This is a genomic window from Blautia sp. DFI.1.216 (assembly GCF_020594215.1).
Taxonomy (GTDB): domain Bacteria; phylum Bacillota; class Clostridia; order Lachnospirales; family Lachnospiraceae; genus Blautia_A; species Blautia_A wexlerae.
Window position 1 is genome coordinate 1 of the sequence record NZ_JAJDML010000190.1, and the last position, 374, is coordinate 374.

The window sequence follows — 374 nt, forward strand, 5'->3', positions numbered from 1 at the left end:
GAGCTTTGACATTGTGCAGAACAAGCTGAAATCCCGCCAGCGTCCGGGGCAGACCAATGAAATCAGCCTGTTTGCCGGACTGATAAAATGCGGCGAGTGTGGGAAGTCTCTGACGGTACGCTACACAAACGCAAAACATCCCCAGCAGATTTACTCCTGCAAGACCTACAATGCCTTTGGAAAGAACCACTGCACCCAGCACCGGATTGATTATGACACCCTTTACAGTCATGTGCTGCGGAAAATCCGGGAATGTGCCAGAGCTGCCCTGATGGACGGGAAAGCGGTTGCTGACCGCCTGACCAATACCTGTGAAGCCGAGCAGCGGGAACAGCGGGAAGCAATGGAACGCTCCCTTACAAGGGACGAGGAAC

General features: G+C 54.0%; 1 protein-coding gene. It reads left to right on the forward strand.

Annotated features, from left to right (window positions below; all coding sequences use genetic code 11):
- A partial coding sequence (locus LJE11_RS19380) for a zinc ribbon domain-containing protein (RefSeq protein WP_227296432.1) occupies positions 1–374 on the forward strand: 374 nt, incomplete at both ends.